The organism is Streptomyces sp. SD15, assembly GCF_054462255.1.
In genome coordinates, this window is the sequence record NZ_JBTLMO010000028.1 from 59343 (window position 1) to 84438 (window position 25096).

15 protein-coding genes and 3 pseudogenes are annotated in these 25096 nt (G+C 70.7%); 5 read left to right on the forward strand and 13 right to left on the reverse strand.

The features are described from left to right. Nucleotides 1–183: 183 nt before the first annotated feature. The gene (locus ACX28W_RS25990) at nt 184–675 is read left to right on the forward strand and encodes an alpha/beta fold hydrolase (protein ID WP_459001816.1); all 492 of its coding nucleotides are present in this window, start codon (nt 184–186) and stop codon (nt 673–675) included. A gap of 103 nt (nt 676–778) precedes the next feature. Beyond that, nucleotides 779–1078: a hypothetical protein gene (locus ACX28W_RS25995; protein WP_459001818.1), complete on the forward strand. Its 300-nt coding sequence runs from the start codon at nt 779–781 to the stop codon at nt 1076–1078. Between the two features lie 42 nt (nt 1079–1120). Here the strand turns inward: ACX28W_RS25995 and ACX28W_RS26000 are convergent. The 5 genes and pseudogenes from ACX28W_RS26000 to ACX28W_RS26020 form a co-directional block, all read right to left on the reverse strand. After that, nucleotides 1121–1255 (reverse strand): annotated as a pseudogene (locus tag ACX28W_RS26000) (LysR family transcriptional regulator); the annotation flags it as partial. Continuing rightward, a pseudogene (locus ACX28W_RS26005) lies at nt 1248–1745 on the reverse strand (GNAT family N-acetyltransferase); the annotation flags it as partial. The pseudogenes ACX28W_RS26005 and ACX28W_RS26000, both read right to left, overlap by 8 nt. Before the next feature lie 4 nt (nt 1746–1749). Then, a complete protein-coding gene (locus ACX28W_RS26010) occupies nt 1750–2625 on the reverse strand; it encodes an alpha/beta fold hydrolase (RefSeq protein WP_459001819.1) in 876 nt (291 codons plus the stop codon). Nucleotides 2626–2719: 94 nt separating this feature from the next. Next, entirely contained in the window at nt 2720–4351 is a 1632-nt protein-coding gene (pruA, locus tag ACX28W_RS26015; RefSeq protein ID WP_459001820.1) for an L-glutamate gamma-semialdehyde dehydrogenase, read from the reverse strand. 36 nt (nt 4352–4387) lie between these two features. Continuing rightward, nucleotides 4388–5314, reverse strand: a complete 927-nt coding sequence (locus ACX28W_RS26020) for a proline dehydrogenase family protein (RefSeq protein WP_459001822.1) — start codon at nt 5312–5314, stop codon at nt 4388–4390. A 164-nt stretch (nt 5315–5478) separates the two neighbouring features. Between ACX28W_RS26020 and ACX28W_RS26025 the strand changes: the two genes are divergently transcribed. Then, nucleotides 5479–6738: a PucR family transcriptional regulator gene (locus tag ACX28W_RS26025; RefSeq protein WP_459001824.1), complete on the forward strand. Its 1260-nt coding sequence runs from the start codon at nt 5479–5481 to the stop codon at nt 6736–6738. A gap of 117 nt (nt 6739–6855) precedes the next feature. On the opposite strand, the gene helR is transcribed toward ACX28W_RS26025, so the two are convergent. The 3 genes from helR to ACX28W_RS26040 all read right to left on the reverse strand — a co-directional run bounded on the left by helR (nt 6856) and on the right by ACX28W_RS26040 (nt 11560). Next, nucleotides 6856–9036: an RNA polymerase recycling motor ATPase HelR gene (gene helR, locus ACX28W_RS26030; protein ID WP_459001826.1), complete on the reverse strand. Its 2181-nt coding sequence runs from the start codon at nt 9034–9036 to the stop codon at nt 6856–6858. A gap of 112 nt (nt 9037–9148) precedes the next feature. Then, entirely contained in the window at nt 9149–10390 is a 1242-nt protein-coding gene (locus ACX28W_RS26035) for a glycosyltransferase (protein ID WP_459001827.1), read from the reverse strand. Between the two features lie 522 nt (nt 10391–10912). Continuing rightward, nucleotides 10913–11560, reverse strand: coding sequence for a TetR/AcrR family transcriptional regulator (locus tag ACX28W_RS26040; protein ID WP_459001829.1), 648 nt, complete (start codon nt 11558–11560; stop codon nt 10913–10915). 110 nt (nt 11561–11670) lie between these two features. On the opposite strand from ACX28W_RS26040, the gene ACX28W_RS26045 reads away from it, so the two are divergent. After that, on the forward strand, nt 11671–13206 hold the full coding sequence (locus ACX28W_RS26045; RefSeq protein WP_459001831.1) for an MFS transporter: 1536 nt from the start codon (nt 11671–11673) through the stop codon (nt 13204–13206). Nucleotides 13207–13284: 78 nt separating this feature from the next. Continuing rightward, nucleotides 13285–16281, forward strand: a pseudogene (locus ACX28W_RS26050) (ATP-binding protein); the annotation flags it as partial. A 57-nt stretch (nt 16282–16338) separates the two neighbouring features. Here ACX28W_RS26050 and serA read toward each other — a convergent pair. The 5 genes from serA to ACX28W_RS26075 form a co-directional block, all read right to left on the reverse strand. After that, nucleotides 16339–17928: a phosphoglycerate dehydrogenase gene (serA, locus tag ACX28W_RS26055; RefSeq protein WP_459001833.1), complete on the reverse strand. Its 1590-nt coding sequence runs from the start codon at nt 17926–17928 to the stop codon at nt 16339–16341. A gap of 267 nt (nt 17929–18195) precedes the next feature. Then, the gene (ilvC, locus tag ACX28W_RS26060) at nt 18196–19197 is read right to left on the reverse strand and encodes a ketol-acid reductoisomerase (RefSeq protein WP_459001834.1); all 1002 of its coding nucleotides are present in this window, start codon (nt 19195–19197) and stop codon (nt 18196–18198) included. A 170-nt stretch (nt 19198–19367) separates the two neighbouring features. Continuing rightward, on the reverse strand, nt 19368–19898 hold the full coding sequence (gene ilvN, locus ACX28W_RS26065) for an acetolactate synthase small subunit (protein ID WP_362087090.1): 531 nt from the start codon (nt 19896–19898) through the stop codon (nt 19368–19370). 20 nt (nt 19899–19918) lie between these two features. Continuing rightward, nucleotides 19919–21775, reverse strand: coding sequence for an acetolactate synthase large subunit (locus ACX28W_RS26070; RefSeq protein ID WP_459001836.1), 1857 nt, complete (start codon nt 21773–21775; stop codon nt 19919–19921). Between the two features lie 226 nt (nt 21776–22001). Continuing rightward, nucleotides 22002–24893, reverse strand: a complete 2892-nt coding sequence (locus ACX28W_RS26075) for a putative bifunctional diguanylate cyclase/phosphodiesterase (RefSeq protein WP_459001873.1) — start codon at nt 24891–24893, stop codon at nt 22002–22004. Nucleotides 24894–25096 lie beyond the last annotated feature (203 nt).

Here is a 25096-nt window from a genome sequence, read left to right on the forward strand (position 1 = left end):
TCTGAGACGGTGGATTGGGTCACACGCCTCTGACCTGGGGCTACGGTCCGGACGGCGTCGCCCGCCGCGAGGTGCAGCCGCAGGGCTCCCAGCGTCGGAAGCAGACAGAGCGCACCGAGCACCGCGAACGCCGAGCGCGGCGCGTCCGTCAGTGCCGCACCCCCGCGCAGCGCGATCACGGCGATGGCCACGCCCAGCCCCGCGGCCAGTCGGTGGGAGGTGGGAGGTGGCGAAGAGGGCGTTGGCATCGCGCAACCGCTCCGGCCGGGTCTCGCTGACGGCGATCGTCGGAAGATCAACTATTTCGGCCACTCCTACGGCACGTTGATCGGCGAGCAGTACGCGGAGCTGCACGGCGACCGGATCCGCGCCATGGCTCTCACCGCGAACATCGACCACAGCCTCGGCACCCGGGACTTCCTGGTCTCCTCCGCGGCCACCGCAGAGGACTCGTTCCACGAGTTCGTGCGGTGGTGCGACCGGTCGCCCTCGTGTGCTCTGCACGGCCGGGACGTCACCGCCGTAGGGGAACGGTCTGCTCGCCCGGGCCGACCGGGGCGAGATACAAGATCCCGAGCAGCCGGACCAGGCCCTCACCGCGAACGCGATCACCCTCGTCGCCTTCAAGGCGTACTACGGCCCGGACTGGCGAAGTCTGGCCACGTACGTGGCTGAACTCGACGCGCAGCAACCTCAGTTCGGGCCGGAGGGACCGCGAAAGAATCCAGTCTCAGCCGCGCCGGCGTCGTCACCCGTGGCTGCGGACACCGATCCGCAGGTGACCCCGGAACCGTTCCACGCGGTCTTCTGCCAGGACTGGCGCTTCCGGGCGCGGGACCACCAGGAATGCGCCCGCCTGACCGAGGCCGAACTGCGAGCCGCGCCGCACATGCGCGGCTCTCCCCGCGTCCACGCCGCGTTGGCCGGATGTGTCGGCCGGCCGGACGAGGTGAACAACCCGCAGCACCGCCTGCGCATCACCAAGGCCCCCAAGATCCGGACGAGGGTGCGGGACACAGCGTCTACGGCCGCAGTGACTGCACGCGCGGCGCCATGGACGACTACCTCGTGGCACTGAAGGTGCCGGTTGACAGAAGCCGCTGCGCTCGAGTCGATCCGGTCACGCCCGTCGCGGACGCAGCGCCCTCAGTTCCCTGATCAGCACCCGGACCGCGACCGTCGTCGCCAGTTCGGGTGTGGTGACGTAACCGACGGAACGGGTCGGGCGTTCCGGTCCGAGATCGGTACGCCGGGTCGACAGGGCCGGCCGACGCGGGGCGTACGAAGGTCGTGCCCTCCTCGTCCGGCAGACGCACGACGCCGGACGGGCCGAGCGCGCAGATCCGGCCGGGCCAGACCTGCCAGCCGCGGGCGGCGTAGAGGGGGGCGCCCGCGTCGCTCGCGGAGAGCGCGCCGAGGGCGTACGCGCCGTCGACCACCCGCTCCAGGGCCGCCATGACCTGACCGCCCACGCCCCTCCGGCGCGCATCGGACCGCACGCCCACGGCCTCCACGTATCCGACCCGCAGCGAGCGTCCGCGGTGCAGGACGCGCCGCTGGATCACGCTGCCATGGCCCGCGAGTCCCTTCTCGTCGTGCACAAGGGCGTGGATGCCGCCGAGGCCGTGATCCCAGTCCTCGTCGCCGAAGCCCCCGTCGAAGGCGTCGTCCAGGAGGGAGCGAACGGCGCGGAGTTCGGTGGGGGCGAGATCCGCGGTGTGGGCGGTCCGCAGTCGGAGGGTCATCGGCTCAGCCACTCACAACACCCCCCATGACCGCCTCCCGGAACCCCTCCGGATCCTCGACCCACGGCATGTGTCCGGCGTCCGGAAGGATCACCCGCCGTACCCGCGGCAGGGCCTGCTCCAGCGAGTCCACCGCCGAGCGGGGACGGAGGTCCCGCGCACCGTCGACGACGACCACGGGGACGTCGACCGCCTGGCAGGCGGCGTACAGCTCCGGTGTGCCCCACCACCTCCGCCGCTCGGCGTTGAGGCCCCTGCTGCAGTCGCCGTTGACCCCGAACCAGGGCTCGGCCATGCGCTCGGCGTGCTCCAGGTCCCGCTCGCCGTCGACGAACTCGGCCGACCACCGCAGTACGGCGCTCTCCCGCTCCTCCGCCTCGGACAGGTGCCGACGGTCACTCAACTCGCGCCACCGGGCCAGCCGTTCGGGACGTTCGCCGAGCCGGGCACGGAAGTTCTCGTCGAACGCGCCCCACCAGGCGGAGTCCGGCCCGATGCCCGTACCGCTCACGTAGACCAGCGCGTCGACCCGCTCCGGGTGTGCCAGCGCGTAGCTCAGCGCCAGCTGCGCGCCCCAGGAGTGGCCGAGCAGGGTCATCCGCTCCAGCCCGAAGTGCCGCCGCACGGCGTCCAGATCGGCCACGAACCGCTCACTCGTCCACGGCCCGGCGCACCGCTGCGACCGTCCGCAGCCACGCTGGTCCCAGCGATGCACCAGGGCCCGGTCCGCCAGCAGTCCGGCCACGTCCTCGAACATGTCCCACAGTCCGGGCCCGCCGTGGCACAGCACCAGCGGCGCGCCCCGCCCCGACCGGCTCGCCCACAGCCGCACCCCGTCGTCGGCCGTCACGGCGACCGTTCCGCTCCGCGTCCAGGTCATGGACGTAAGTCTGCCCGGGCGGCACATGGATACCGCCCCCGTTCCGGAGGGGGGTTCCGGAGCGGGGGCGGCGGTTTTGGGTACCGCGTGGGTGTCAGCCCATGTGCGGGTACGTGTAGTCGGTCGGCGGGACCAGGGTCTCCTTGATGGCGCGGGTCAGGGTCCAGCGCATCAGGTTCTGCGGGGCGCCCGCCTTGTCGTTCGTGCCCGACGCCCGGCCGCCGCCGAAGGGCTGCTGGCCGACGACGGCGCCGGTCGACTTGTCGTTGATGTAGAAGTTGCCGGCCGCGTAGCGGAGCTTGTCCATCGTGTACGCCGCCGCCGCGCGGTCGCCCGCGATGACCGAGCCCGTCAGCGCGTAGTCCGAGGCCGACTCCATCTGGGTCAGCATCTCGTCGTACGTCTCGTCCTCGTAGACGTGCACGGCGAGGAACGGACCGAAGTACTCCGTCTTGAAGACCTCGTTCTCCGGGTCGGAGCACTCGACGACGGTCGGGCGCACGAAGTAGCCGACCGAGTTGTCGTACGAGCCACCCGCGACGATCGTGCAGGTCGGGTCCGCCTGGGCGCGGTCGATGGCCGCCTTGTTCTTGGCGAACGCGCGCTCGTCGATGACCGCGCCGACGAAGTTCGACAGGTCGGTGACGTCACCCATGGTCAGGTAGTCGACCTCGGCCGCGAACTCCTCCTTGAAGCCGGAGTTCCAGATGGAGGCGGGGATGTACGCGCGGGAGGTCGCGGAGCACTTCTGGCCCTGGTACTCGAAGGCGCCGCGGGTGAGGGCGGTCTTGAGGATCGCGGGGTCCGCCGACGGGTGGGCGACCAGGAAGTCCTTGCCGCCCGTCTCGCCGACCAGGCGCGGGTACGAGCGGTACTTCGCGATGTTGTTGCCGACCGTCTTCCACAGGTACTGGAAGGTCTTCGTCGAGCCGGTGAAGTGGATGCCCGCGAGGTCCCGGTGCTCCAGGGCGACCTCGGAGACCTCGATGCCGTCACCGGTGACGAGGTTGATGACGCCCTTGGGGAGACCGGCCTCCTGCAGGAGCTGCATCAGCAGGACGGCGGCGTGGGTCTGCGTCGGGGACGGCTTCCAGACCACCACGTTGCCCATGAGGGCGGGGGCGGTGGGCAGGTTGCCGGCGATGGCCGTGAAGTTGAACGGCGTGATCGCGTAGACGAAGCCCTCGAGCGGGCGGTGGTCGAGACGGTTCCAGACGCCCGGGGAGTTGGCCGGGGGCTGCTCGGCGAGGATCTGCCGGGCGTAGGCGACATTGAAGCGCCAGAAGTCGACCAGCTCGCAGGGACAGTCGATCTCGGCCTGCTGGGCGGTCTTCGACTGGCCGAGCATGGTGGAGGCCGCGAGGGTCTCGCGCCAGGGGCCGGCCAGCAGCTCGGCCGCGCGCAGGATGATCGCGGCGCGGTCGTCGAAGGACATCGCGCGCCAGGCGGGCGCGGCGGCGAGGGCGGCGTCGATCGCGTCCTGGGCGTCCTGCTGGGTCGCGTTGCGATACGTGCCGAGCACGGCCTTGTGGTTGTGCGGCTGCACGACCTGGAACGGCTCGCCGCCGCCCATCCGCTTCTCGCCGCCGATGGTCATCGGCAGGTCGATCGGGTTCTCGGCCAGCTCCTTGAGCTTGACCTCCAGGCGGGCGCGCTCCGGCGAGCCGGGGGCGTAGCCGTGCACCGGCTCGTTGACGGGGGTGGGGACCTGGGTCACAGCGTCCATGGTGTCCGTAACTCCTTAGTGAGCGGTGGTTCGGGCTCAGCCCTTGGTGAGGATCGAGCGGGCGAAGAAGAGCAGGTTGGCCGGCTTCTCCGCGAGGCGGCGCATGAAGTAGCCGTACCAATCGGTGCCGTAGGCGGTGTAGACGCGCATGCGGTGGCCCTCGGCGGCGAGGCGCAGGTGCTCCTCGCTGCGGATGCCGTACAGCATCTGGAACTCGTACTCGTCCAGCTTGCGCCCGGCGCGCCGGGCCAGCTCCTGCGCGATGGAGATGAGCCGCGGATCGTGGGACCCGATCATCGGGTACCCCTCGCCCTCCATCAGCACGCGCAGGACACGGACGTACGCCTTGTCGATCTCGGCCTTGTCCTGGTAGGCGACCTCGGCGGGCTCCTTGTAGGCGCCCTTCACGAGGCGTACGCGGCTGCCGTTCGCGGCGAGCCGGCGGGCGTCGGCCTCGGTGCGGTACAGGTAGGCCTGGATCACGCAGCCGGTCCCCGGGAAGTCCTTCCGCAACTCCTCGTGGATGGCGAACATCGAGTCGAGGGTGGTGTGGTCCTCGGCGTCCAGCGTGACCGTCGTACCGATCGCGGCGGCGGCCTCGACGACCGGGCGGACGTTGGCGAGGGCCAGCTCGTGCCCGCCCTCCAGCGCCTGCCCGAACATCGACAGCTTGATGGACATCTCGGCCTTGGTGCCGAGGTCCAGCGCCTTCAGGTGCTCGATGAGCTCCAGGTAGGCGTCGCGGGCGGCGAAGGCCTGCTCGCGGGTGGTGATGTCCTCGCCGACGACGTCGAGGGTGACTTCGAGCCCCTTGGCGGCGGCGTCCTGGACGACCGGAATGACCTGGTCGACGCTCTCACCGGCGATGAAGCGGGCGACCACCTGCTTGGTGCCGGGAGCCGCCGACACGAAGCGGCGCATCCGGTCGCTGCGCGACGCGGCGAGAATCACGGGACCCAGCACGGGGCACCTCCACAACAAGGCGAACAGAAGGCCGCATCCCGACGATTCGGGTACGGCACGGAGAACCACCGTGAAACCTAAGGATCCCTCCGATCGTCGGCCATCTACAGCTGTCACGCATTCGTGCCCCAGATCTCAGACATTTGTATGAAGGCAGGGCGGAAATGCGGGAGAATGCCCGAGTGACGGGCGAATACAGAGGCGAGTACAGGGGTGGCTACCAAGAGCTGGTCGACGAGATCTCGGCGCTCCTCGGTATGCCCGCGACGCTGGAGAGCCGCGACTTCGAGCTGATCGCCTTCGGCGCGTACGACAGCGAGGGCGAGCTCGACCCGTCCGCCCTCGACCCCGTGCGCACCCGCTCGATCCTCACGCGCCGCTCCACCACGGCGGTCCGCACCTGGTTCGAGGGCTTCGGCATCACCCGCGCCATGGGCCCGGTCCGCATCCCGCCGACCCCGGAGGCGGGGGTGTACCGGGGACGGATCTGTCTCCCCGTACGCCATCGGGGTGTCGTCCTCGGCTACATCTGGCTCCTCGACGACGATCCCGGCCCTTCCGAGGCTCAGCTGTCCGCCGCCATGGAGGTCACCTCCCGCATCGGCGCCCTGCTCGCCGACGAGGCCCAGGCCGGCGCGGACCTCACCCGTGAGCTGCGCGCCGTCCTCATCGCGGAGCGCGGCTGGCAGCGCGACATGGCGGTCGCCGAACTGCGTACGGCTCTCGGTCCGCGTGGGGACGGCCTGCACGCACTGGTGTGCGTCGCCCCCTGGCCCTCGGCCGACCCCGACGAGGCCCCGTCCGTCCGTACGGTGCCGGGCGCCACCGCCCTGTGCACGGTGCCGTGGGGGGCTACCGGCCAGAGCCTGGCCCTCCTCGTGCGGCTGCGTTCGACGGAGGTGCCGACTCCGGCGCTGACAGCTGCTCTGCGGTTCGTGCGGGAGGCTGAGGGAGAGCGCGGTGGCGGGGGCGGGCGCCCGGGGGTACGGGCCGAGGAGGGTTCGCGAAGGGGGAAGACGGCCGCCGGGGTCGCCGAGGCCCGGGTGGGGCTCGGCGAACTGGGTGCCGCATGGCAGGAGGCGTCCGCCGCCGCCCGCGCGGTCCTGGCCGAGCCCCGCCTCGGCCCGGTCGCCCCGTGGTCGTCGATCGGCCCGTACCGCCTCCTCACCGCCCTCCCCCCGGAGGCCGCCCACGACCCCGCCGTCCGCGCCCTCCTCTCCCCCGCCCACCACGAACTCGCCCGCACGGCCGAGGTGTTCCTCGACTGCGCGGGCCAAGCGGGACGCGCGGCGGCCGAGTTGGGCATCCACCGGCAGACCCTCTACTACCGCCTGTCCCGCGTCGAGCAGCTGACAGGCCTCGACCTGGACGACGGCGAGGATCGACTGCTGCTGCACATGGCGTTGAAGGGGGCGCGGCTGTAGCCCGCTCCAGGGGCCGCAACTCCGTTGGCAATGAAGGCGGTTGGTAAAGAGGAATGGAGGCGGTTGTCAGCACGAACGCCACCGACTCGGCCGGGAGGGGCGTTCGTCCGGCCGACGTCAGGAGCTCGTGAGGATGACGAGTTGCTGGGTCGCCCGGGTCATCGCGACATAGCGGTCGACCGCTCCTTCGATGCCCTCGCCGAACGCCTCCGGGTCGATGAGGACGACCAGGTCGAACTCGAGCCCCTTCGACAGCTCCGGGGTCAGCGACCGGACGCGGAACGTCGTCCGGAACGTGCCGTCTTCGATGTCTCCAGCGCCGATGACACAGGCGATCCCGTCGGCATGTGCGGCGAGCCAGGTGTCGAGGATCGAGCTCAGATCCGAAGCGGATCCGTGGACGACGGGGACGTCGGTGCTGCGGATGGAGGTCGGCACGTTGGCGTCCGGGAGCACGGCCCGGATGACCGGCTCGGCTTCCGCCATGATTTCTCCCGGCGTCCGGTAGTTGATGCTCAGGGAGGCCAGGTTGATCCGGTCGAGCCCGACCCGCTCGAGCCGTTCCTGCCACGACTCCGTGAACCCGTGCCGGGCCTGGGCGCGATCCCCGACGATGGTGAAGCTCCGGGACGGGCACCGGAGCAGCAACATCTGCCACTCCGCGTCGGTCAGTTCCTGAGCCTCGTCCACGACGATGTGCGCGAACGGGCCGGCGAGCAGGTCCGGTTCGACGGTGGGCAGTTCGGATTCGTCGACCAGACTGACCTGGGCGTCCTCGCCGCGCAGCATCGTCACCAGGCCTTCGCCGTCGTCACCGTCGGCGCCGGAGTCGGCTGCGGCCTCGATCAAGTTGTCGACGACTTGCGCCGTGCGCTCGCGCTGGGCGGCGAGGATGGCCTCGTGCCGACGCTTGCGCCGCGCCGCCTCCGGGTCGCCGAGCCGCTGCCGTGCCGCGTCCAGGAGCGGCAGGTCGGACACCGTCCAGGCCTGGGCGTCCGCGCGCTGCAGCTTCCGTACGTCGTCGGGGCTGAGCCAGGGAGCGCACATCCGCAGGTAGGCGGGTACCGACCACAGGTCTCCGACGAGGTCGGCCGCTTCGAGCAGCGGCCACGCGCGGTTGAAGGCCGTGAGCAGCTCCCTGTCCTGCGACAGCGACCTCCGGAGCAGGTCGGGCGAGACGTCGCCGTCGTGCTTGTCGACCAGGATGGTGAGCAGCTCCGCCCAGATCTGGTCGCGCGCCTCGTTGTGCGGAACTCCGGGTGCCGCTTCGAACGCCACGGCCCAGTCGTCGGCGCTCAGCCAGATGTCGGACCAGTGGGTCGTGACCGTCATCCCCTTGGTGGGCGGCTCCTCGTAGAACCTGACGGCCGGTTCGATCGCCTTCACCAGGTTCGCGGACGACTTCAGGAGGGCCACGTCCGGGTCGGTCTCGATCGCTGCCGCGGCTCCCTCGGCGACGAGGTCCCGCAGGGTGCAGGTCTGCACGCCCTCCTCTCCGAGGCTGGGGAGGACGTCGGCGACGTAGGCCAGGTAGGGCCGGTGCGGACCGACGAACAGCACGCCGCCCCGGCGGTGACCGAGGCGAGGGTCGGAGTAGAGGAGGTAGGCGGAGCGGTGCAGAGCGACGACGGTCTTGCCCGTACCCGGACCGCCGTCGACGACGAGAGCGCCTCGGGATCCCGCGCGGATGATGGCGTCCTGGTCGGCCTGGATGGTGCCGAGAACGTCTCGCATCCGGGGCGACCGGTTGCTGCCCAGGCTGGCGATGAAGGCGGACTGGTCGTCGAGCGCGGCGTGCCCGGCGAACCCGTCCGAGGTGAACACCTCGTCCCAGTAGTCGCTGATCCGGCCGCGGGTCCAGCGATACCTGCGGCGGCTTGCCAGACCCATCGGGTTGGCGTGGGTGGCTCCGAAGAAGGGCTCGGCCGCGGGGGAGCGCCAGTCGAGCAGCAGCCGACGACCCGTGCTGTCCGTCAGGCCAAGTCGTCCGACGTACACGGGCTCTGGGTTGTCCGCGCTGACCATGTGTCCGAGGCACAGGTCCAGACCGAAGCGACGCAGTGCGCGCAGGCGAGCGGTCAGCCGGTGGACCTCCATGTCCCGGTCCATCGCCTGCCGGCCCATGCCGCCGGGCGCCCTGCGCTCGGCATCAAGTCGGTCGGACACCTCGGCGATCGACTGCTCGAGGCACTCCGCGAGGGCCGCGAAGTGCTGCTCGTCGCCGGCGATCAGCGTCGGATCGGCCTTGGGGGAAAGGTGGTCGGGAAGGTCAAACGCCCTGGTGGTCAGGGGGTTCACGTCATTGGCTCCGATCTGAGGTCGCTCGCGGCCATTGCGCGCGGCAAGGCGCCTGGACCGGCGTTTGCAGGTTCTCGGTGTTCTGGGTCCTGGCTCGACGATCCCGCGTGGTTCACGCGGGCAGGTGCGGCCTTTTCCGGCCGACGGCGTCGAGCAGCAGCTTCGCGGCCACCGCCGCCCCGTCGGTGCGGACCGTGCCGGCCACGGCCCTCGCGCGTGCGCGGGTCTCGGGGGTCAGGGCCGTTTTGAGCGCGGCCGACAGGGACTCGAAGGTCGGAGTCGGACCGTCATGTGCCGCGCCGATACCCAACTCGGCCACCCGGCCGGCCCAGTACGGCTGGTCCACGATCTGAGGTACCACCACCTGAGGCGCGCCGGCCCGGGCGGCCGTCGTCGTCGTGCCCGCGCCGCCGTGGTGCACGACGGCGGCCACCCGGCCGAACAACGCCTGCTGGTTGACCTCGCCGACGGCGAAGCAGTCGCCCCGGTCGTCGATCAGGCCCAGATCGGCCCAGCCGCGCCCGACGACTGCGCGACGGCCCTGCGCGCGCACCGCCTCGATGGCCACCTGGGCGACATCCTTCGAGTCGCGCATGGGCATGCTGCCGAAGCCCACGTACACCGGCGGTGCGTCGGCCTCCAGGAACGCCTCCAACTCGGCCGACAGCGGGCGTTCGTCCGGCAGGAGCCACGCGCCGGTCTGTACGACGTCGAGATCCGCCGGCTCCGGCCACGGCCCCAGGATCGGGTCCGCCGCCAGCCACGGCCGGTCGGTGTAGACATGGCTGCGGACGTCGTCCACCGGTGGCCGGCCGATCGACACCCGATGAGCGTTGAGCCCCGGGCCGTACAGCACGTTGAAGCTCTCGGCGTTCCAGTCCCACCGCGCCCGGTTGTCAGTCATGTCCGGCGGGAACGGCCGGCCCGGCAGCGCGTGCGGCGCGTGGTGCGGCGACGGCAGCATGGTCGGGAAGTAGGCCACGTACACGAAGGGGATGCCCAGTTCCTCGGCCACCGACTGCGCCCCGGCCACCGCCGGGACCAGGCCGGTCGCCACCACCGCGTCACATCCCTCGGCCGCGGCGGCGACCGCCTCGTACTGCGCGACGACCAGCGCGGCAGCACGCTGGGGCAGGCCCTCCGGCGTCTTCGGAGCCGTCCCGGTCACCAGCGTGCGCACCGGCTCGGCGGCCGGCACCAGCTCCACACCGACACCGGCCAGCAGCTTCGCGAACTCCTCGTCCGCCGGCGCGCACACCCGCACCTCCGCGCCGAGTGCCCGCAACTGCACCGCGAGTCCCGCCATCGGTTGGACATCCCCGCGCGACCCGTACGTCGACAACAACACACGCATGTCGTGACTCCCACTCCCGCAGATTCTGGCTTCGGTCGGCGATTCTGCGGTACGACCCGGGCCTTGCCGCAAGCCCCCCAGTGCGCTATAAGTTAAGAGTGGAAAGGAGTGGGTACTCCTCTTTCCCTCCCTCGTCCGCTCTGGACGGACAAACCCTTCGCGAAGCACGGCCCGCCGCGTACGGCGGTACCACCGGCCCAGAAGGATCTTCCCTGGGGCTATAGGCATTACGTTTCTTGCGCGGTGAAGCAGCAGGAGTCGGATCGTCAGGCCCTGTCGGACCCGGCTGACTCGCTGGAGCGAAGCGCGGGACGGCCTGACGGCCACCTGGCCCTCGACGAACCGGGCTCGGCGCTCGCCCCGTCCTTTCGGGCCGGCGCCCTGAACCTGTCGGCCGACCTCCAGGAGGACCTGGGGCGCTCGCCTGTCTGTTCATCTGTCACCACCGGGTAGTGGTACGGCACTTCGCCGACCGTGCGATCGAGATGCGGGACGGCCGACTCTTACCCGCGTGACGACGCCTCAGCCCTTCGGCTTCGTCTTCGTCGTCGCCTTCGCCTTCGCCTTCGCCTTCGTCGCCGCATGCGTCTTCGTCTTCGCGGCCGCGTCGATCACCCGTCGCAGCCCCTCCGTGAGGTCGTCCGCCGTGGACGCGCTCGCCGGGTCGAAGAGCCACTGCACCATCAGACCGTTCAGCAACGCCTGATAGAAGCCGCCGAGCGACTGGACGGTCCGCTCGTCGAGCGTCTCCTCATCCAGGCCCGTGAGCATCGCGACGAGCCCGGACCGCCCCTCGGTCTGCGCCTTCGCCATCAGCTCCCGCAGTTCGGGCACCCGGTCCCCCTGCGTGGCGACCTCCATGCTGGCCGCCCACACGGGCCGGAAGTCCTCGAAGGACTCCAGCATCCGCGTCCACACGCCGTGGAACCGCTCCACGGAACCGCCGGGCGTGTCCTCGTACGCCGCATGGGAGCCGAACTTCTCCCCCCACTCCTGCATCAGCTCCACGAAGGCCTGCGTCAGCAGCGCGTCCTTCGATCCGTAGTGGTAGCCGATGGACGCCAGGTTCGTCCCGGACTCCTTCACGATGTCGCGCGCGGTCGTGCGCACGAACCCCTTCTCCAGCAGGCAGCGCTTGGCGCCTTCGAGCAGATCCTCACGGTGTCCCATGCGGGCCAGCGTACCTCCGGGACAGACAACCGTCCTAGACGAACGTCACAGACGAGCGTTTTACACAATCGTTCTGTACGCTCGTTTAATACGTGCGTACAGTCCCCGTCATGACGAACTCGACGAACACGCCGAGCACCGCTCCCGCACCCGGCGCCCTCGCCGGCCGCCGCGAATGGACCGCCCTCGGCGTCCTGATGCTTCCGCTGCTCCTGGTCTCGATGGACGTCTCGGTCCTCTACTTCGCGATCCCCTCGATCAGCGCGGACCTGGAGCCGAGCGGCACCCAGCAGCTGTGGATCTTCGACATCTACGCGTTCGTGCTCGCCGGCCTGCTGATGACGATGGGCTCGCTCGGCGACCGCATCGGCCGCCGCAAGCTCCTCCTGTCCGGCGCCGCCGCCTTCGGCGCGGCGTCCCTCGTCGCCGCGTACGCCAACAGCGCCGAGACCCTGATCGCGGCCCGCGCGCTCCTCGGTGTCGGCGGCGCGACTCTGATGCCTTCGACGATGGCGATCATCCGCACGATGTTCACGGACCCCGGGCAGCGCGCGAAGGCGATCGGCATCTGGTCGGGCGTCATGACCGGTGGCATCGCGCTCGGTTCGGTGATGAGCGGTGTCCTGGTCGAGTACTACTGGTGGGGCTCGGTCTTCCTGGTCAACCTGCCCGCGATGGTGCTGCTGCTGGTCCTCGGCCCGATCCTGCTCCCCGAGTCCAAGAACCCGGAGCCGGGCCGTTTCGACCTGCTGAGCGTGCCGCTGTCCATGGCCGCCGTGCTGCCCCTCATCTACGGCGTGAAGGAGATCCCGTCCGAGGGCTGGAAGTTCGAGTACGTCGCCTCGGTCGTCGTCGGCCTCGTCTTCACCGCCCTCTTCGTCCACCGCCAGCGCACCGCCGAATCACCCTTGATCTCCCCCCGGTTGTTCCAGGGCCGCGGCTTCGCGCCCGCCGTCGTGCTCAACCTCATCTCCTCGTTCGGGATGATGGGTTCGGCGTACTTCACCACCCAGTACCTGCAGTCGGTGCTCGGCAAGAGCTCCATGGAGGCCGCACTGTGGGCGCTGCTCCCAACGGTCCTGGTCGGCGTCGCCGCGCCGGTCGCCGCGCAGTTGGTGCAGAAGGGCGTGCACCGCGCCCACGTCGTCTCCGGCGGTTTCGTCCTCGCCGCCTGCGGCTACGGTCTGCTCACCCTCACCGGCACGGACTCGCTGTGGCTGTCGCTCGCCGGTGCCGGTGTCCTGGCCGCCGGAATCGTCACCGTGATGTCCCTGATGATGGATCTGGCGCTGAGCGCCGTCCCCGTGGGCAACGCGGGCGCCGCCTCCTCGCTGTTGGAGACCGGCGCGGAGTTCGGCGGCGCCCTCGGTATGGCGGTCCTCGGCTCCATCGGCACCGCGGTCTACCGCCACGAGATTCCGTCCGGTGCCCCGGCCGCGGCCCACGAGACCCTGGGGGGTGCGCTTGCGGTGGCTCACCAACTGCCGGGCGACGCGGGCGCGGCGCTGGTGCGGGCCGCCCGTGAGGCCTTCACCAGCGGGATGCACGCGGCGGCGATCGCGGGGGCGGTGCTGTTGCTGGGGGCGGCGGTGCTGGCTTCGGCGACGCGGGTCCCTGCGGGGCGTGAGGCCGGAGGTGGGTCCTGAGCTCGGGGCGGGGGCGACCATCCCGCGGGACGCACAACGCAACGGCGCGCTGTCACTGCCGCGTGCCAGGATGGTTCCGTGTCACAGACCTTCGGTACGCCGTTCATCGGCCGGGACGACGAACTCGCCCGGCTCACCGGCGTGCTGAACCGCGCCCGCGAGGGCGCCCCCCGCGCCGTGGTGATCTCAGGAGACGCCGGGGTCGGCAAGACCCGCGTCCTGTCGGAGGCCGCGGCCCACGCCACCCGCACCGGCATGACGGTGGTCGCGGGCCACTGCGTGGACCTCGGCGATGTGGGCCTGCCCTACCTGCCGTTCACGGAGATCCTCGGCGCGCTCGCCGCGGACGAGCGGTTCGCGGCCGCGCTCGCGGCGCACCCGGCGGTCGACCGACTGCTCGGCACCGGCACCGACGGCACGGCGGACACGGGCAGTCGCCTGCGGCTCTTCGAGGGCGTGGCGGGCCTGCTGACCGACGTCGCCGCCATCACCCCGCTCCTCCTGGTCCTCGAAGACCTCCACTGGGCGGACCAGTCCTCCCGCGACCTCCTGCGCTTCCTCCTCAGCCGTGGCGTCCTGCAAAGTCCCGCCGGCGGTGCCCCCGCGCACCGCCTGGCGATCTTCGCCTCGTACCGCGCGGACGACCTGCACCGCCGCCACCCCCTGCGCCCGTTGCTGGCCGAGCTGGTCCGGCTGCCCTCGGTGGACCGACTCGAGTTGCGCCCCATGGCGGACGCCGAAGTCGCCCGCCTGGTGCGCGCCTTGCGGGCCAACGCCCTCTCCACCGCCCTCTCCGACACCACCGTCCGCCGCATCGTCGACCGCGCCGAGGGCAACGCCTTCTACGCGGAGGAGCTGCTCGCCGCCCTGCCCGGTGAAATCGAGGCGGCGGCGCCCGCGCTGCCGACCGGTCTGGCCGACGTACTCCTCATCCGGATCGAGCAGTTGTCCGACACCGCCCAGCAGGTGCTGCGCACGGCCGCGGTCGCCGGGCGCCGCGTCGAGCACGACCTGCTGCGGGACGCCGTACAACTGCCTCAGGACGAGCTGGAGTCGGCGCTGCGCGAGGCCGTCGGACGGCAGTTGCTGGTCCCCGGCGCGGACGCCACGTATTCCTTCCGGCACGCCCTGACCCGCGAAGCCGTCTACGCCGATCTGCTGCCCGGAGAGAGGGTCCGGCTGCACCGCGCGTTCGCCAAACTCCTCGCGGCGCACGGCCACCCGGCCAAGAGCGCGGCCGAGCGCGCCCACCACTCACGCGAGAGCCACGACCTGCCGGACGCGCTCGCGGCCTCCCTCGAAGCGGCCGACCACGCCCAGCGGGTCGGCGCGCCCGCCGAAGAGCTGCGCCATCTGGAGACCGCGCTCGAGCTGTGGCCCACGGTCGAACCCGCCGCCCACCCCCAGGACGGCGACCCGGTGACGCTCACCCTGCGCGCCTCCGCTGCCGCCGCGCACGCCGGCGAGAGCCACCGGGCGGTCTCTCTCAGCCGCTCCGCGCTCGCCAGGGCCGGCTCGGGCGCCGACTCCGAGCTCGCCGCCCGCGTCCGCTACACCCTCGCGGGCAATCTGATGCGCGTCGACAATCTGGAGGCCGCCTACACCTACAGCAGCGAGGCGCTGGCCATGATCCCGGCCGAGCCCCCGTCGCACACCTGGGTATGGGCCGCGGCCACGCATGTCATGGCCGCACGGTTCATGGGCCACGACGAAGACGCCCAGCGCGTCGCCCGACGGGCGCTGCGCACCGCCGAGGAGCTTGAACTTCCCGACGCCCAGGCCGACTTGATAATTTCCCTCGTCGGTCTGGCAAGCCACAACCGGCGTACGCCCCAGGGCCGGGAGCGGCTGCTACAGGCCCGCGACCTGGCCCGGCGCGCGGGCAACTTCTCCGTCGAAATGCGCGCGCTGTTCAGCCTCGCCATCGGCTGCTACGAATCCGGCGACCTGGACGAGTGCCTCACCTGGCTCTCCGAGGGCCTGGAGCGCGCTAACCGCTCCGGGCTGTTCTCCTCGCCGTACGCCCTGGAGCTTCGCTACATCCAGTCGCTGGTCCTCTACACCCTGGGCCGCTGGGACGAGTGCGCGCGGGCGGCCGCCGAGGACGCCGAGCGGCTGCCGTCGGCGGGCGGGTTCGCGACCGGTCCCGCGCTGTACGTCGCCCTGGCCCGCGGCGAGCGGACGGCCGCCGAGCGTGCCCGCGCCCTGCTCGACGGGCCGTTCGACTGGATGGCCACGCTGGTCGCGGGCATCGTGCTGACCGACGCCGCGGCGCTGCGCGGTGACCCCGATGCCGCCGTCGGTTTCGTGCACACGATCCTCGCGGCGCTCAAAGAGGGCGCGGGTACCGAGCGGCCGGACATCGGGGTGCGGCTCGCCGCACTCGCGCTGTCGGCGGTCGCGGACGCCGCCGTGGAACTCCGCCTGACCGGCGACGAGCCGGGGGCCGGCCGCTGGGCGGACACCGCCACCGAGCTGGTGCGGCTGGCCCGGAACACCGCCGCATCGGGCGAGGCCGGTGCCCGGCCGGGACCGGAAAGCCTGGCCTGGTTGGCCCGCGCCGAGGCGGAGTGGCTGCGCGCCCACTCCGGGCCGGACGCCACCGCGTGTGTCGCCGCGTGGGAAAAGGCCGTCGCCGCGTTCGACTATGGCGATCCGTACGAACTGGCGCGCTGCCGACGGCGGCTCGCCGAGGCCCTGTTGGTGGCGGGCCGCCGCGAGGAGGCCGCCGAGCAGGCCCGCGCGGCTCGCGACACAGCCGACCGGCTGGGTGCCGTACCGCTGCGCGAGGCGGTGGACGCCGTCGTCCGCCGCGGCCGTCTCGCCGACTCACCCTCCGCCTCGGACCGCATCGCGGCCCTGACCGCCCGCGAGAGCGACGTCCTGCGGCTGCTGGCCCGGGGCCGCACCAACCGGCAGATCGGCGAAGAGCTGTTCATCAGCGGCAAGACGGCGAGTGTCCACGTGTCCAACATCCTCGCCAAGCTGAGCGCGGCCGGCCGCACGGAAGCCGTGGCCATCGCCTATCGCGAGGGGCTGATCGAGCCGGAGACGAGCGCGTCGCCCCACGGCTGAGGGCCGGACCACCCGAAGGTGACCCGGCCCTCAGCCGAGAACGTCGGACAGTGAACGTCAGACGAGGTTCACCGAGCGCGCCGAGGTTGCGCCGATCTCCTCGGACACCTCGGTGAGGACGCCCTGCGGGACCGTGTCGTCGACGGTGAGGACCGCGAGGGCCTCGCCACCCGCCGCCGCGCGGGCGACCTGCATGCCGGCGATGTTGATGCCCGCTTCGCCGAAGATGCGGCCGACGGTGCCGACCACGCCGGGACGGTCCTCGTAGCGCAGCACGACCATGTGGTCGGCGAGCGCGAGGTCCACGTCGTACTCGCCGACGGCGACGATCTTCTGCAGGTGCTTGGGGCCGGCCAGCGTGCCGGAGACCGAGACCTCCTCGCCGTCGCTGAGCGTGCCGCGCACGGTGACGACATTGCGGTGGTCGGGGGACTCCGAGCTCGTCGTCAGGCGGACCTCGACGCCACGCTCCTGGGCGAACAGCGGGGCGTTGACGTAGGACACCGTCTCGTCGACGACGTCCTCGAACACACCCTTCAACGCGGACAGCTCGAGCACCTTCACGTCGTGCTGGGTGATCTCGCCGTACACCTCGACGTCGAGGCGGACGGCGACCTCGCCGGCGAGGGCGGTGAAGATGCGGCCGAGGCGCTCGGCGAGCGGCAGGCCCGGCTTGACGTCCTCGGCGATGACGCCGCCCTGGACGTTCACCGCGTCCGGGACCAGCTCACCGGCGAGCGCGAGGCGCACCGAGCGGGCGACGGAGATGCCCGCCTTCTCCTGTGCCTCGTCGGTGGAGGCGCCGAGGTGCGGAGTGCAGACGACCTCGTCGAGCTCGAAGAGCGGGGAGTCCGTGCAGGGCTCCTTCGCGTACACGTCCAGGCCGGCACCCGCGACGCGGCCCTCCTTGAGCGCCGAGTACAGCGCCTCCTCGTCGACGATCCCGCCGCGCGCGGCGTTGACGATCCGCACCGACGGCTTCACCTTGTGCAGCGCCTCGTCGCCGATGAGACCGAGGGTCTCGGGCGTCTTGGGCAGGTGCACGGTGATGAAGTCGGAAACCTCGAGCAGCTCGTCGAGGGACAGCACCTTGACGCCCATCTGCGCGGCCCGGGCAGGCTGGACGTAGGGGTCGTAGGCGACGACCTTCATGCCGAACGCCGACATGCGCTGCGCGACCAGGGCGCCGATGCGGCCGAGGCCGACGACACCGAGGGTCTTCTCGGCCAGCTCGACGCCCGTGTACTTCGAGCGCTTCCACTCGCCGTTCTTGAGCGCGGTGTTGGCCTGCGGGATGTGGCGCGCGGTGGCCAGCAGCAGACCACAGGCCAGCTCGGCCGCGGTCACGATGTTCGAGGTCGGGGCGTTGACGACCATCACGCCGGCCTTGGTGGCGGCGGCGACGTCGACGTTGTCCAGGCCGACGCCGGCTCGTGCGACGACCTTCAGCTTCTTCGCGGCGGCAACGGCCTCCGCGTCGACCTTGGTGGCCGAACGGATCAGGATCGCGTCGACGTCCGCGATCGCGGGCAGCAGCTCGGCGCGGTCCGCGCCGTTGCACTGCCGGATCTCGAAGTCCGGGCCCAGGGCGTCGACGGTCGCGGGCGACAGCTCTTCAGCGATGAGTACGACAGGTTTCGAGCTCACGTGAGTCCTCACAAGTCCAATGCGGACGGCCGTCCCGACGGCCGCATGCGGTGGAGGGTTGCTAGCCGCGTGGAAGACGCACGACGCTGTGGGCCTGACGCGTATGTTGTGCAGCAGTCTAGTGGCGTCGCGGGGAACGTCTTACGCCGCTGCGGAAGGATCACCCGTCCGTGGCTGGCCGGGGTGGACAACGTCGCGGTCACGGGTGTTACCCAGGGTTGACCGAAGGGGCCGGAGCGGGATGCTCCGGCCCCTTGGCCGTACGGCTTACGCCTCGTCGTCGTTGACCCACGACATGAGCTTGCGGAGCTCCTTGCCGGTGGTCTCCAGGAGGGACTCGGCGTCCTGCTGCTTGTACTCGTTGTACTTCTTCAGACCGCCGTGGTACTCGTCCATCCACTGCTGGGCGAACGTGCCGTCCTGGATCTCGGCGAGGACCTTCTTCATCTCGGCCTTGGTGGCGTCCGTGATGATCCGCGGGCCGGTGACGTAGTCGCCCCACTCGGCGGTCTCGGAGACGGACCAGCGCATCTTCTCCAGGCCGCCCTCGTACATGAGGTCGACGATGAGCTTCAGCTCGTGCAGGCACTCGAAGTACGCGATCTCCGGCTGGTAACCGGCCTCGGTCAGCGTCTCGAAGCCCGCCTTGACCAGCGCGGCCGTACCACCACACAGGACGGCCTGCTCACCGAACAGGTCGGTCTCGGTCTCCTCGGTGAAGGTCGTCTTGATGACACCGGCGCGGGTGCCGCCGATGCCCTTCGCGTACGACAGGGCGAGCGGGAAGGCGCTGCCGGTCGCGTCCTGCTCGACGGCCGCGATGCAGGGAACACCGCGACCCTCCTCGTACTGGCGGCGCACGAGGTGGCCCGGGCCCTTGGGGGCGACCATGCAGACGTCGATGCCGGCCGGGGGCTTGATGAAGCCGAAGCGGATGTTCAGGCCGTGACCGAAGAACAGCGCGTCGCCGTCCTTCAGGTTGTCCTTGATGGACTCCTCGTAGACCTGGGCCTGGATCGGGTCCGGGACCAGGATCATGATGACGTCGGCCTCGGCGGCGGCCTCCGACGGGGTCACCACGCGCAGGCCCTGCTCCTCGGCCTTCGCCTTGGACTTGGAGCCCTCATGCAGACCGACCCGGACGTCGACACCCGAGTCACGGAGCGACAGCGCGTGGGCGTGGCCCTGGCTGCCGTAACCGATGACCGCGACCTTGCGGCCCTGGATGATGGACAGGTCGGCGTCGTCGTCGTAGAACAGCTCGGCCACTGGGGTTCTCCTTGGTGTGCGGTGTTGCGTCCCACCGTACGGCGGGCGGGGGGAGGGAAGTTTTCGGGTCTCGGCATACGGGCGGCCGACGATCACCGACCGCCCGTACTCAATGCCGTTCACGGACTCAGAGAGACCGTTCACGGACTCAGGTACGACCGTTTACAGCCTTACGCGGATCGGTCCAGCGCGCGCAGCGACCGGTCCGTGATCGAACGCGCCCCGCGTCCGATCGCGATCGTGCCGGACTGGACGAGCTCCTTGATGCCGAACGGCTCCAGCATCTTGAGCATGGCCTCCAGCTTGTCGGCGCCGCCGGTGGCCTCGATGGTGACGGCCTCCGGGGAGACGTCCACGGTCTTGGCGCGGAACAGCTGGACGATCTCGACGATCTGGGAGCGCGTCTCGTTGTCGGCGCGCACCTTCACCAGAACGAGTTCCCGCTGAACGGCCGAGCCGGGTTCCAGCTCGACGATCTTCAGGACGTTGACGAGCTTGTTGAGCTGCTTGGTGACCTGTTCGAGCGGCAGAGCCTCGATCACGTTCACCACGATGGTGATGCGGGAGATCTCGGGGTGCTCGGTGACACCGACGGCAAGAGAGTCGATGTTGAAGCCGCGCCGGGAGAACAGGGCGGTGATCCGGGCGAGAACACCGGGCTTGTTCTCGACGAGGACGGAGAGGGTGTGCTTGCTGCTCATGGTTCTGACTCGGCTCTCTCTCAGTCGTCTTCGTTGTCGCCGAAGTCGGGGCGGACGTCCCGGGCGGCCATGATCTCGTCGTTCGAGGTGCCGGCGGCGACCATCGGCCACACCATCGCGTCCTCGTGGACGATGAAGTCGACCACGACGGGGCGGTCATTGATGGAGTTCGCCTCTTCGATGACCTTGTCCAGCTGGTCCGGGGACTCGCAGCGGATCGCGTAGCAGCCCATGGCCTCCGACAGCTTCACGAAGTCCGGGACGCGGGTGCCCGCGCTCGGCTGCTTGCCGTCGGCGTCCGGGCCGCTGTGCAGCACGGTGTTGGAGTAGCGCTGGTTGTAGAAGAGGGTCTGCCATTGGCGGACCATCCCGAGGGCGCCGTTGTTGATGATGGCGACCTTGATCGGGATGTTGTTCAGGGCGCAGGTGGTGAGCTCCTGGTTGGTCATCTGGAAGCAGCCGTCGCCGTCGACCGCCCAGACCGTGCGGTCCGGCTGCCCCGCCTTGGCACCCATCGCGGCCGGGACCGCGTAACCCATCGTTCCGGCGCCGCCGGAGTTCAGCCAGGTCGCGGGCTTCTCGTACTGGATGAAGTGCGCGGCCCACATCTGGTGCTGGCCGACGCCCGCGGCGAAGATCGTGCCCTCCGGCGCGAGCTGGCCGATGCGCTCGATGACCTGCTGCGGCGAGAGCGAGCCGTCGGTCGGCTGGTCGTAGCCCAGCGGGTAGCCGTCGCGCCAGCGGTTCAGGTCGTTCCACCAGGCGGTGTAGTCGCCGACGTGACCCTCGCTGTGCTCCTTCTGCACGGCTTGGACCAGGTCGGCGATGACCTCGCGGGCGTCCCCGACGATCGGCACGTCCGCGGCGCGGTTCTTGCCGATCTCGGCCGGGTCGATGTCGGCGTGGACGATCTTGGCGTACGGGGCGAAGCTGTCCAGCTTGCCGGTGACGCGGTCGTCGAAGCGGGCTCCGAGGGCGACGATCAGGTCGGCCTTCTGCAGCGCGGTGACGGCGGTGACCGCACCGTGCATGCCCGGCATTCCCACGTGCAGCTGGTGGCTGTCGGGGAATGCGCCGAGCGCCATCAGTGTGGTGGTGACGGGCGCTCCGGTGAGTTCTGCGAGGACCTTCAGCTCGGCGGTGGCCTGCGCCTTGAGGACGCCGCCACCGACGTACAGGACGGGCCGCTTGGCGGCGGTGATCAGCTTGGCGGCCTCGCGGATCTGCTTGGCGTGCGGCTTGGTCACCGGGCGGTAGCCGGGCAGGTCGGTGGCGGGCGGCCACTGAAAGACGGTCTGCGCCTGGAGGGCGTCCTTGGCGATGTCGACGAGGACGGGGCCGGGACGGCCGGTGGAGGCGATGTGGAAGGCCTCCGCGATCGTCTTCGGGATGTCCTCGGCCTTGGTGACCAGGAAGTTGTGCTTGGTGACCGGCATCGTGATGCCGACGATGTCCGCCTCCTGGAAGGCGTCCGTGCCGATCGCCTTGGACGCGACCTGCCCGGTGATCGCCACGAGCGGCACCGAGTCCATGTGTGCGTCCGCGATCGGCGTCACCAGGTTGGTGGCGCCGGGGCCGCTGGTCGCCATGCAGACGCCGACCTTGCCGGTGGCCTGTGCGTAACCGGTCGCCGCGTGACCCGCGCCCTGCTCGTGCCGCACCAGCACGTGCCGCACACGCGTCGAGTCCATCAACGGGTCGTAAGCCGGAAGGATCGCACCGCCGGGAATGCCGAATACCGTCTCGGCCCCGACCTCCTCGAGAGAACGGATGAGGGACTTCGCTCCCGTGACGTACTCGGGGGCGGACTGCTGTCCTCCGGAACGGGGCCGCGGCTGCGGATGGTGGGCCCCGGTGGCCTGCTCGGTCATCGGCATTCTCTTCTCGATGCTGAGGGTTTTTGCGAGGTTTGTACGGTGTTCGACTGGTGCCTGTGCAACAAAAAACCCCTCGTGCCGTGAGGCAAGCGAGGGGAGCGCGCCGGGTGCGGTCGCTGGGGGTTCCGGGTCCGTCCGGTGGCCACCAGCTTCAGCCGACGCGCTTTCCAAGTACGAGAATTCGGGTGCGCATGGCATTGACCCTCCCTCCGGCACGCACCGACTGTCAAGTGGGTGGGACGGGCGTCTCATTATGTGAGCGGAGGGCGGTTCCGCTCCCGTAAACAGCGGGCACACCACTCGTATACACCCCTGCGCCACCGCCCGCGAACGCAGGCTCGACCGGCCCGTGCGGCACCGGATAGTGGCCGGAAGACAGCGCTCTGCGCAGCCGGTACTCGTCGAGCGGCCCGGAGAACGCCATGCCCTGCCCATGCGTGCAGCCCATCGCGCGCAGCGCGACGACCTGCTCCGGAAGGTCCACGCCCTCGGCCACGGACTGGAGCCCCAGGTCGGCGGCGATGCGCAGCAGCCCGCTGGTGATCTTGTGCAGCCGGGCGGACTCGACGACGCCCTCGACGAGACTTCGGTCGAGCTTCAGCATGTCGATAGGGAGCCTTCTGAGTGCCGTGATGGCGGCACAGCCGCTGCCGAAGCCTTCGAGGGCGATACGGACACCGAGGCGCCTGAGCGCGTTCAGCCGACGCTCCAGCTCGTCCGGGGAGACCCGGGGATCGGTGTCGGACAGCTCGACGATCAGGGCACCGGAGGGCAGGCCGTAGCGGGTCAGCAGGGCCTCAACGGAGCCGAGAGGCATCGAGCGGTCCAGCAGGCGCCGGGCGCTCAGTCGGACGGCGACGGGCACCGCGACGCCCGCGGCGGCGCGCTCGGCGGCCTGCTCGACGGCCTCCTCCAGCATCCAGCGGCTCAGCTCGGCGGTCTTGTCGCTGTCCTCGGCGACGCGCAGAAACTCGGCGGGCGTGAAGAGCACGCCCTGGGAGGAGCGCCAGCGCGCCTGGGCGGTGACCGTCGTGATCCGGCCATTCTCGAGGCAGACCACGGGCTGGTGCAGCAGCGCGAACTCGCCGTCCCGGAGGGCGGAGCGCAGCCTCGTCGCCAGCTCCGCCTTGCGTACGACGTCCTGCTGCATCTGGGGCGCGTACAGCTCGACGCGGCCCTTGCCGGCCGCCTTGGCGCGGTACATGGCGAGGTCGGCGTTGCGCAGCAGCTCTCCCGCGCCCAGGCCCGGCTCGGCGAAGCCGACGCCGATGGACGCGGCGACCCGGACGTCATTGCCGTCGATGGCATACGGCTGCGAGAGCCTGATCCGCAGGCGGTCGGCGAGCTCCAGGATCTGCTGCTCGCGCGCGGTGCGGTCGCGGCTGCCGTCACCGACGATGAGCGCCGCGAACTCGTCGCCGCCCAGGCGGGCGGCGGTGTCGCCCTGGCGCACCGAGTCCTGGAGTCTGCGGGCGGCCTGGACGAGGAGCTCGTCGCCGGCCTGGTGCCCGATCGTGTCGTTGACGGCCTTGAAGCCATCCAGGTCGATGAAGAGAACGGCCGTGCCACGGAGTGCAGCGCCCCGGTCGGAGGAGCGGCGGCCGGAGAGCGCCTGCTGGACTCGCTGGGTGAACAGCGCGCGGTTGGGCAGGTCGGTGAGCGGATCGTGCTCCGCGTTGTGCTGCAGCTGCGCCTGCAGACGCACCCGCTCGGTGACGTCGCGGCTGTTGAAGATGAGGCCGCCGTGGTGCCGGTTGACGGTGGACTCCACATTGAGCCAGCCGCCGTCGCCGGACTTGAAGCGGCACTCGATGCGGGTGGTGGGCTCCTCGATGTGGCTGGCGGCCAGGAAACGTCGCACTTCGTGCACCACGCAGCCGAGGTCCTCGGGGTGGATGAGTGAGGCGAGCTCGGAGCCGACGAGTTCTTCGGCGTTGCGGCCGTAGACTCCGGCGGCGGCCGGGCTGACGTACCTCAGGATGCCGTTGGGCGCGGCGATCATGATGACGTCGCTGGAGCCCTGCACCAGGGAGCGGAAGTGGTTCTCCTTCTGGGCCAGCTCCTGGGTGAGGGTGATGTTGTCGAGCAGCATGATGCCCTGTCGCACGACGAGGGCGAGCACGACCAGGCCCGCGGTGATGAGCACCACGCGGTCGACACGGTGGCCGTTGAGGACGTTGTAGAGAATCCCCAGCGTGCAGACGGCCGCGGCCAGATAGGGCGTGAGCGCGGCCAGCGATCCGGCGATCGGGCGGGTGGCCGGATATCGGTGCTGGCCGCCTGGCTGCGGGAGCACGTGCCCGTCCGGTCGGCCCCTGTGCCGCTGTCCCGGGATGTGCTCGTGCACCACGCGCGCGTGCCCGTCGTCGTCCGGCTGTCCGATCCGGGGGCCGACCCAGGGGGCGTACGCGAGGAGCAGCGAGCCGGCGAACCAGCCCGCGTCGAGGAGCTGCCCCGAGCGGTAGTTGTTGTGCATGAGCGGCGAGGTGAACAGGGCGTCGCACATCACGGTCAGGGCGAGTGCGCCGATGGCCGTGTTCACCGCGGAGCGGTTCAGCGACGAGCGCCGGAAGTGCAGCGCCAGCACCATGCTGACCAGAGCGATGTCCAGCAGGGGGTACGCCAGGGAGAGCGCGGTGTGCGCGACGCTCGGCCCGCCGAACTGCGCCGCCTGCGCAAGCGCCAGGCTCCAGGACAGCGTGAGCAACGAACCGCCGATCAGCCAGGCGTCGAGCGCCAGACAGACCCAACCGGCCTTGGTCACGGGCCTCTTGGCGAGCACGAGTAGTCCTACGATGGCGGGCGGAGCGAAACAGAGGAAGAAGAGATCGGCGTAACTGGGGCTCGGGACCTCGCGGTGGAGCACGACCTCGTACCACCCCCAGACCAGATTGCCCAGTGAGGCCATCGCGGAGGAGAGCGCGAACAGCAGCCATGCGGGCCGAAAGCGACTGCGGCGGCTGCGGGCACAGACGAAGCAGGAGACCGCGGCGGTGCCCGCAGCGGCGCTCAGCCCGAAGTCGCCCATGATCAGTGCGAGGGTCGCGGAGCCCCAGCCGAGCGCGGAACCGACGGCGTATGCCGCGCACACCAGGGCCAGCACGAGTTGCGAGACCATTCCCGTCCCGCCTCCGGGCACCGGCCGACGGGTCAGCAGCGCCCGGGGCGAGCTCACCGGGCCCACCCGGTCCGCGCCGCGGGGTCCCGCTGGTCCGTGTGCGCTGGGTGCGCATGCGTCCTGCGGCCGCTTTGCCTGCGGTGATGATGACCACCATGACCGCCATGACCGCCATGACCGCTGTGGCCGCATCTGCGCGTGGC

Bases quoted from the DNA above. Each gene is read 5' to 3' on its own strand.
- ACX28W_RS25990 (WP_459001816.1), top strand. From the start codon at position 184: ATGGCCACGCCCAGCCCCGCGGCCAGTCGGTGGGAGGTGGGAGGTGGC.
- ACX28W_RS26010 (WP_459001819.1), bottom strand. From the start codon at position 2,625: ATGACCTGGACGCGGAGCGGAACGGTCGCCGTGACGGCCGACGACGGG.
- pruA (WP_459001820.1), bottom strand. From the start codon at position 4,351: ATGGACGCTGTGACCCAGGTCCCCACCCCCGTCAACGAGCCGGTGCAC.
- ACX28W_RS26025 (WP_459001824.1), top strand. From the start codon at position 5,479: ATGCGGGAGAATGCCCGAGTGACGGGCGAATACAGAGGCGAGTACAGG.
- ACX28W_RS26035 (WP_459001827.1), bottom strand. From the start codon at position 10,390: ATGCGTGTGTTGTTGTCGACGTACGGGTCGCGCGGGGATGTCCAACCG.
- ACX28W_RS26040 (WP_459001829.1), bottom strand. From the start codon at position 11,560: ATGGGACACCGTGAGGATCTGCTCGAAGGCGCCAAGCGCTGCCTGCTG.
- ACX28W_RS26045 (WP_459001831.1), top strand. From the start codon at position 11,671: ATGACGAACTCGACGAACACGCCGAGCACCGCTCCCGCACCCGGCGCC.
- ilvN (WP_362087090.1), bottom strand. From the start codon at position 19,898: ATGAGCAGCAAGCACACCCTCTCCGTCCTCGTCGAGAACAAGCCCGGT.
- ACX28W_RS26070 (WP_459001836.1), bottom strand. From the start codon at position 21,775: ATGCCGATGACCGAGCAGGCCACCGGGGCCCACCATCCGCAGCCGCGG.
- ACX28W_RS26075 (WP_459001873.1), bottom strand. From the start codon at position 24,893: ATGGTCTCGCAACTCGTGCTGGCCCTGGTGTGCGCGGCATACGCCGTC.